The 8,128-nt window shown below is 50.8% G+C and carries 6 protein-coding genes; 5 read left to right on the top strand and 1 reads right to left on the bottom strand.

The window, feature by feature from the left end; translation table 11 throughout:
• Positions 1-18 precede the first annotated feature (18 nt).
• The 5 genes from D6C13_RS23125 to D6C13_RS23105 all read left to right on the top strand — a co-directional run bounded on the left by D6C13_RS23125 (position 19) and on the right by D6C13_RS23105 (position 6,141).
• Complete coding sequence (locus D6C13_RS23125; protein ID WP_120135012.1) at positions 19-1,047, top strand: tyrosine-type recombinase/integrase; 1,029 nt, start codon at positions 19-21, stop codon at positions 1,045-1,047.
• Positions 1,048-1,369: 322 nt separating this feature from the next.
• Complete coding sequence (locus D6C13_RS23120) at positions 1,370-1,687, top strand: YtcA family lipoprotein (RefSeq protein ID WP_167458070.1); 318 nt, start codon at positions 1,370-1,372, stop codon at positions 1,685-1,687.
• Positions 1,688-1,703: 16 nt separating this feature from the next.
• Complete coding sequence (mdtN, locus tag D6C13_RS23115; protein WP_120135010.1) at positions 1,704-2,720, top strand: multidrug transporter subunit MdtN; 1,017 nt, start codon at positions 1,704-1,706, stop codon at positions 2,718-2,720.
• Positions 2,721-2,731: 11 nt separating this feature from the next.
• Positions 2,732-4,702, top strand: coding sequence for an FUSC family protein (locus D6C13_RS23110; RefSeq protein ID WP_120135009.1), 1,971 nt, complete (start codon positions 2,732-2,734; stop codon positions 4,700-4,702).
• 2 nt (positions 4,703-4,704) lie between these two features.
• On the top strand, positions 4,705-6,141 hold the full coding sequence (locus D6C13_RS23105) for an efflux transporter outer membrane subunit (RefSeq protein ID WP_120135008.1): 1,437 nt from the start codon (positions 4,705-4,707) through the stop codon (positions 6,139-6,141).
• A gap of 77 nt (positions 6,142-6,218) precedes the next feature.
• Here D6C13_RS23105 and D6C13_RS23100 read toward each other — a convergent pair.
• Positions 6,219-8,128 (bottom strand): Ig-like domain-containing protein (locus D6C13_RS23100; protein ID WP_244212769.1); only part of this gene is annotated, 1,910 nt, incomplete at its 5' end.

Here is an 8,128-nt window from a genome sequence, read left to right as displayed (position 1 = left end):
TCGCTTTTAAAGCTATTTATGGGCAAATTATCACCTACTCACCAGATGCTGCCTGTTATTCAGGCGGAAGAAGAGGTTCTGGCCAGGCTTAAGGAGTTTGTTCAGGGCAAGGATGCATTTTCACCCAATACCTGGCGACAGCTGATGAGCGTTATGCGGATCTGCCACCGATGGTCGACAGAAAATCGCCGTCAGTTTTTGCCTATGCTTCCGGCTGACCTGCGTGATTATTTGAACTGGCTGCAAGAGAATGGCCGGGCTTCCTCGACGATTGCGACGCATGGTTCTTTAATTTCCATGTTACACCGTAACGCTGGTCTCACTCCCCCTAACACATCACCGCTAGTGTTCCGCGCTGTAAAACGGATAAATCGTGTTGCGGTTGTTACGGGTGAACGAACGGGTCAGGCAGTGCCTTTCCGTCTGGAAAATCTTCTTGAGCTGGATGCTTTATGGTCTGACTCGATATTGCTTCGCCAAAAACGGGACCTTGCATTTCTTCATGTTGCTTACAGTACGCTGCTGCGTATCAGTGAATTAGCCCGCCTCCGTGTTCGTGATATCTCCCGCGCCCCCGATGGTCGGATAATCCTCAATGTCAGTTATACCAAAACTATTGTTCAGACAGGCGGCCTGATCAAATCTCTTAGTTCACAGTCCTCACGTCGATTGTCTGAATGGCTATCAGTGGCAGATATCAGCGCCGAACCCGATGCTTTCCTCTTTTGTCCGGTGCATCGCTCGGGGAGTGCAACTCTCTCAATCAACCGCCCGTTGAGCACGCCGGCGATAGAATCCATTTTTTCTCAGGCCTGGAATACGGTTGGAGTTTCTGAAACTATCAGCCCAAATAAAGGGCGCTATACACGATGGACTGGTCACAGTGCCCGCGTAGGTGCTGCTCAGGATATGGCGGGACGAGGCTATGCTGTCGCTCAGATAATGCAGGAAGGAACCTGGAAAAAGCCCGAAACTTTAATGCGTTATATACGTAATCTTCAGGCGCATGAAGGGGCGATGATCGATATTATGGAAAAAAACAATTAAAATAAGAAGGATAAATAAAATCATACTTATGAAGTATAACTTCATATTTAATATATTATCATTGCATATTGTGTTTTAAAGTCGCTGGAATATTAAAGGCGTAGCAATAATGTCATCGGATTAATTGGCGATGATAAATAATCCTAGTGTTCACAATCTTATAAATGAACCGTAGCTTTTTCATCAGCTATCATTCTTATACCGGGAGATTAATTAAATTTATTTTTAAACAAAAAAAACGATAAATTACCACCCCAACTAATAGTAACACGTGTTATTAATAATGGCAGTGATACACTTCGTCTCCCGGGAATTACACCAGATGCCGCGTTACAGCCGCATATCTTCCGATTTTTACTTTCATTGGTCATCTGTCTCTATGAGAACAAGATTGCACACACTGCTGATGCTGCCAGCGATACTTTCCCTATCGGGGTGTTCGCTTTCTCCTTCATTGCCATTTTTGGGCGCGGCTTTTCCTGACTGGCTCTACTGCATCACAGGGAGTGCCATTATCACCGGACTGATATTTAATCTGGTGGGCGATAAATTGCACAAGCGCTATAAATTAAATGCTGCCGGATGGTTATTAATTGCGGCAATTCTCTCCATGATTATTTGGTTAATTATTTTCAGTTAACTGGCAGGCTATTATCATGTTAAAAAACAAGCAAAAAACAACCCTAATAGCACTTATAGTCATGGCATTAATCATACTTGCGTTGGTTATCTGGCGCTTAGATGCACGTCCGCGGACCGACGATGCCTATGTCTGGGCAGATACTATTACCGTATCACCGCAAGTGAGCGGCCGGATCATTGAGCAATTAGTACGTGATAACCAGTTAGTGCAGAAAAATGACCTGCTTTTCCGAATAGATCCCGCGACTTATCAGGCGGTTCTGAAACAGACGCAAGCAAAACTCGCCGGGTTGAACAGGCAGATTGAGCTAACCCAGCGTTCGGTTAATGCTCAGAAGTTTAGTGCCGGCTCCGCAAAAGCCTCCATTGCCAGTGCCCAGGCCGATGCGAAAAAGACCGCGGCAACCTTACGTCGCCTCGCACCGCTGCTTTCCCAGGGCTTCGCCTCAGCGGAAGAAGTCGACCAGGCGCGTGCGGCTAATTCCAGCGCTCAGTCACATCTGCAAAGTCTGCAGCTCCAGGCGAAACAGGCTGAAGCGGCCGTCAGCAGTGTCGATGCCCTGGTCGCGCAACGGGCTGAGATTGAAGCGCAGATTGAAATCGCCAGGCTGAATTTGGCATATACCAAGGTCCGTGCGCCGTTTACCGGCCGGGTGGCATCACTGAAAACCAGTATTGGTGAGTTTGTACCGGCGGGCAAACCTGTATTTACCCTGATTGATACCACGCACTGGTATGTCATTGCTAATTTCCGTGAAACCGAACTTAAAAATATTCAAGAAGGTACCCCGGCCCGTGTCTGGCTGATGAGCGATACGGGGAAAACCTTTGATGGGCAGGTCGATTCCATCAGTTATGGCGTGTTACCCGATGATGGCGGCAGCGTTATTGCGGGCTTACCGGTCGTGAAAAGGAATATTAACTGGGTCCATGTTTCACAACGCTTCCCGGTTAAAATACGGGTCACTAATCCCGATCCTCACCTGTTCCGCGTGGGTGCCTCTGCGGTGGCAACGGTGCAACCACGCTAAGCGGAGGCTTTATGGTTTTACAAAGGTCTCCTGCTATCCATAGCAGATTACACCAGTTAGACAGTTTGCTGCGCCCTTTCCCGGGTCGCGGTAACCTTATGCTGCGTTGCCTGATAGCTTGTACGCTGGTCATGATTATCTCATTAACGCTGCAGATCCCTTTTTTGGCGTTGTCTCTGATAGCCGTTTTTTATGTCACTCAAAAGAACATCGTGCTGTCCAGACTGACCGGTACGCTGTTTATTTTAGGTACCACGCTGGCTGTGGGGCTCTCCATTTTGACGCTGAAACTGACCTGGGAGTATTCCTTACTTCGCCTGATGATGGCAGGAGGGCTGTTCTTTGGCTGCCTCTACCTGATGCGAGCCACAAAATATGGCGTGGTCTTTTTTCTTAGCGGGCTGGTGATTTTTTATACCCAAACTTTCGCTGATATGACGGACAACGCAGACAGTGTTGTCCGACTGATTTTGTGGCTGTGGGTGGCCATCAACTACGCCATTATCCTGACGCTCGTCATCAACCAGCTATTTCTTCCGCTGGAGCCTGTCGTGCAACTCAAGGGGGCGCTACAGGCGCAGCTGTCGGAAATTATCGGCAGAACAGAACAATTTATCCGTGGGGAAACACTGCCAGAGCCCCTGTCGGCCGCTTCAATCCAGGATAAGGTGCTGATGCTCCAGCAAATGCTGGCGTTTTCGGTGATGCGTAATAAGCGCTATCGCGAGGATGAAGCCTGGCATCTGGCACGGATCAGCACCGTGTCCGGGCTGTATCAGATGGTGCAGCAGTTGCCTGACTGTCCGGATGAGACCGACCTCAGTCTGGCAAAAGACCTGGTTGAGAGGTGCAAAGCTTTTGCGGCGTCTGTTGCCGAAGACAGAATGTTTTCCGTCAATGAGACGGACATACCTGCGGAGACAAAGTCAGGAACGCTAATGCGCATGCTGGAGTCAGTGACTGCATTTTCGCATTATCAGCATGTGCCCCTTGAATCAGCGTCTGAATCGAAAGAGTCCGCGCGCCGTAACGGGTTAGTGATGAACCAGGCCTGGTGTACGTTTGCGTTCAAAACGCTGCTCTCGACCTTTATCTGTTACCTCATATACATCGCTTCCGACTGGCAGGGCATCCACACCATTATGCTCAGTTGTATTATCGTTGCGCAGTCAAGTCTGGGCTCAACCGCGCAACGGGGATTGCTGCGCGTGATTGGTGCAGTGTTCGGCAGCCTGGCAGCATTACTGATGGTTATTCTGGTCATGCCTCACATCCAAAGCGTGGTGGGGTTACTGGCGATGTCGCTGCCGGTGATAGGTCTTGGTGCCTGGATCTATGCGGGCTCAGAGAAGATTAGCTATGCCGGTATTCAGATGATGTTTACTTTCGCGCTGGCTTTACTGGAAAGCTTTGGTCCGACCTTCGAACTGGTGGAGATACGCGACAGGATCATCGGCATTTTGCTTGGGGTACTGATTGCGACATGTATACATCTCTGGCTGTGGCCTGAGCGGGAAGGCAAACTCTTCTGGAGTAATGTCAGTGACTTAATCAATGCCCTGGCCCAGCGTGTGAAGACGCACGCTGAGGGAACGGGGACTGAAATCGTTTTGCGTCGCTCGCTGGCCGGATGTCAGGGGATTGCCGCCAGAGTGGCGATGGAGCCGGGCTGGTCATCAGACGATCGTCAGTCAGAAAACAATATCCTGGCTGCTCAGCAGGTGCTGAGCCATCTCAGTGAGATCATCTATCAGTTTGAACATCTCAGAGCGGAGCATGGTGACAACGATTTCGTGCCGGAACGTCAACTGGCAGCAGAATTATTACAATCATGCGCTGTACTGGCCGCGTCAGGAGAGCCGACGGGCGCTACTGCTTCAACGACGGGCATCAAACAGAGGCGACTGCAGCCTCTGTTTTACGAGATCGGTCAGCTTAATCTCAGCCTGCGTAACCGCCAGGTTGTAACCGGAATAATCTAATTATGTATTGTCTTAAACGCGTCAATAAAGTCAAACCCATGGCAGCGCTTTACTGCGTACTGCTCGTCGCCTGCGCCCCGATGAAAGACGATATTTCAACCGTGAAGCCAATACAGCAGCAGCAAATCGTATTGCCTAAAGAGGTAAAATTAACCTCTCAGCAGTGGCCAAATTCGACCTGGTGGAAAAACTACAACGATCCGCAGCTCAATGCGCTAATTGACCGGGCCTTAAAGCAGTCACCATCAATAGCACTGGCGCACGCACGCGTTGCTAAGTCCCGTTCGGATGTCACACTGATTGAATCAGGTACGCAGCTGAAAGTGAATGCAATGGCTGAAATTAACGCGGCGCATGTATCCTCGAATGGGTACCTCGGCCCCTTTGCGAAAGATCGCCCCGTGCTTGGAACGACAGGTCCCTGGTACACCGAAGGGATTGTTGGTTTAGGGGCAACGCTGGATATCGACCTGTGGGGAGAACATCGCGATCGGCTTGATGCGGTAATAGGGGTGGAAAATGCTCACCGACTCGAACAGAAAGCTGTTGAGTTAGAAATTTCGGCAGACGTTGCGCAACTCTATTACGGTATTCAAACCACGGATCAGGTCACCCTGCGTCTTGAAGCATTAAAGCAATCGGAAACTTTCGTCCTTAACTCCCACCAGGCTCGCGCGGCACAAGGTCTCGAATCATCCGCAGATGCTGAAATGGCCCAGGCCATGCTGCTGAGTATCAGGCAACAACTCTTGATGGCGAAACAGCAACGTGTGGCGTTTCGCGAATCGTTGCGGGCATTAACCGGGGGTGGTGAACTGGCAGACATCAAGTCTGCACCATTGCCAGTTGCACAAACGCAATTACCATCTTCACTCAACTATCAGTTGCTGGCCCGCCGCCCGGATCTGCAGGCTGCCCACTGGTATGTACAATCCTCAATGAAGCAGATAGATGCGGCAAATGCGGCGTTTTACCCCACGTTTGATATCAAGGCCTTCTTTGGTTTTGATGCCCTGCATCTGGACGATCTTTTTAATCATTCAAGCCAGCAAGCCAATATTATTCCGGGGCTTTATTTACCTATCTTCTCTGGCGGGCAGCTGGAGGCTAACCTCGACAAATCCCGACATCAGCGCGATATACTGATTTCACAATATAATCAGGCGGTTCTTACAGCGGTGAAAGATGTCGTGACGACCGGCTCCGCCCTCCAGTCATTACAGGAAGAACAGCTTCTGCAGAATGAAAAAGTGAGCTCTGCGGCGGCAGGAATGAACAATGCGAAAGCCCGTTACCACCGTGGACTGATCAGCGAAGCAATGGCCCATGAAGCACAGCGGCAGTGGCTAAGTGAGCAGATCAAACAGATTGAAATGCAGGGGCAGATTGTCAGCCAGGATATCGTATTGAATAAGGCGCTGGGGGGAGGAAAAATCTGAAGGCAATTCGCTTGAGAGGTGCAGTAAAAATCCCCGGCCGGAGCCAGGGATGGATTAGGGTCAAAGCACGTCAGGGATTATGCGACCTGATGTAATTCCAGACCATGCTGAACCAGCAGTTCAACTTCACTGCCGGTGTGCTGATACACCTCGTACTGAATGCCACCCGCCGTCACTGCGCCGGTATCCTGCCAGGTGTTGTGCGCCAGATCTTCGACTTTCAGTTCAACCACATCACCCTGGTCGCCGGTGACCGCCAGTTGCTGTTTGCCATCCTGCACAAACAGATTCGGATGCGCCTCGCTAAGAATATCGTTCAGCGTCAGATGCAGCGTGTTCAGGTTACCGTCATTCAAATTAACCAGGCCATGCTGCGGAGTCTCAGACAATGTGGAAAGCGTTACGTCGTGTACTGCAACATCATTGGCCTCAGCAGGCAGCGCCATGAGATGAGTTGTTGGCATGAGCAGAGACTGCGTAGATGCATGCGTAGCATGCCCGGTAACGTCGTCAATCCACACATAAGCGAAATTAACCGGGTACCACGAGTCCGTTAAGCTCATCTGGATGCTCGCAATTTCGTTGCCCTCAGAAGTATGGTAACTCGCTGTGGTGAGTAACCCTTCATATTTTGTATGATTCTGAGTCTCAATGAGCGAACCGTGTGAATTGAAGTATTTAACGGTCAGTACCTCATTCGTCGTCAAGTCCCCAATTTTGAATGAGATATCCGTTACCGGATGTTTCATCTCAAGTTCAATTTTAGTTCCGGCTCCCAGAGTCATCGCTGTGCTGCTCACTGGTCGTGAAACGTGATCGCGATGATTATTAATCCCCGGTGAGTAATAGCTACTTCCCCGGTTTATGACGGACACATTGAAATAATCCAGATGATAAACCGCCGAATTGCAGAAGACGATGCCATTATGTGATTCAAACGTTTCTTTGAAATCCAGGTCCGGCAGAACCACATTCACCACAAAATTACCGGAATGCGTACTGGTATTGCCTGCGGCATCTGTCGCAGTGGCGAAGAAGGTGTGCTTACCTTCACTGCGTGCGGATGGCGTAAAGCTCCAGGTACCGTCACCGTGGGCGGTGGTCGAACCCAGCAGAGTGCTGCCCTCGTACACTTTAACAATGCTGTTGGCTTCAGCCTGGCCGTTCAGGGTTGGCGTGGTGTCGTCAGTCGTGCTGCCATTGCTTTCGTGCCCTTTAGAATCACCAACATCATCATAGTAATCAACAATAACCGGTGCATCCGGTGCGGTGGTGTCATCCTGGTTTTCCCCGACCAGCGTCACCTTAAAGTCAGCACTGGTGGCCTTGTTGCCCGCGCTGTCCAGCGTCGTGACCCAGAAGCGGCTCACACCACCAAACTGCAGCACCTGCCCGCCGGTCAGCTGATAATCCCAGTCACCGTTTGCTTTCGCCACCACCGACCCCAGAACATACTCTTCCCTCGTGTACGGGTCGTACTGGTGGATACTTACCGTGCTGCCTGCCTCTGCTGAGCCGGACAGGTGCGGTTGTGTGTCATCCGTGGTGCCGCCATTTTTGATATCGCCCGTCTGACTGCCGTGGTCATCCACAACGTGTTCAATAATCGCAGGCGCGATATGCGGCACATCAATGTTCAGCACAAAGTTGCCAGAATGCGCACTGGTTTTGCCTGCGGCATCTGTCGCAGTGGCGAAGAAGGTGTGTCTGCCTTCACTGCGTGCGGATGGCGTAAAGCTCCATGAACCGTCACTGTGGGCGGTGGTGGAGCCCAGCAGAGTGTTGCCTTCGTAAATTTTCACCACGCTGTTGGCTTCGGCATGGCCGCGCAACTGCGGCGTGGTGTCATCCGTGGTGCCATTATTGAACAGCTGATCCCCCTGAGAATCACCCACATTATCGTATGCGTTAGTGATGACCGGTGCATCCGGTGGCGTGGTGTCCGGCACATCAATCGTCACCACAAAGTTGCCCGAGTGCCCGCTGG

The sequence above is a fragment of the Rahnella woolbedingensis genome, from assembly GCF_003602095.1.
In the GTDB taxonomy this organism is placed as follows: domain Bacteria; phylum Pseudomonadota; class Gammaproteobacteria; order Enterobacterales; family Enterobacteriaceae; genus Rahnella; species Rahnella woolbedingensis.
This window is presented reverse-complemented; position numbering and strand designations above follow the sequence as displayed.

Bases quoted from the DNA above. Each gene is read 5' to 3' on its own strand.
- D6C13_RS23110 (WP_120135009.1), top strand. From the start codon at position 2,732: ATGGTTTTACAAAGGTCTCCTGCTATCCATAGCAGATTACACCAGTTA.
- D6C13_RS23120 (WP_167458070.1), top strand. From the start codon at position 1,370: ATGCCGCGTTACAGCCGCATATCTTCCGATTTTTACTTTCATTGGTCA.
- D6C13_RS23125 (WP_120135012.1), top strand. From the start codon at position 19: ATGGGCAAATTATCACCTACTCACCAGATGCTGCCTGTTATTCAGGCG.
- D6C13_RS23105 (WP_120135008.1), top strand. From the start codon at position 4,705: ATGTATTGTCTTAAACGCGTCAATAAAGTCAAACCCATGGCAGCGCTT.
- mdtN (WP_120135010.1), top strand. From the start codon at position 1,704: ATGTTAAAAAACAAGCAAAAAACAACCCTAATAGCACTTATAGTCATG.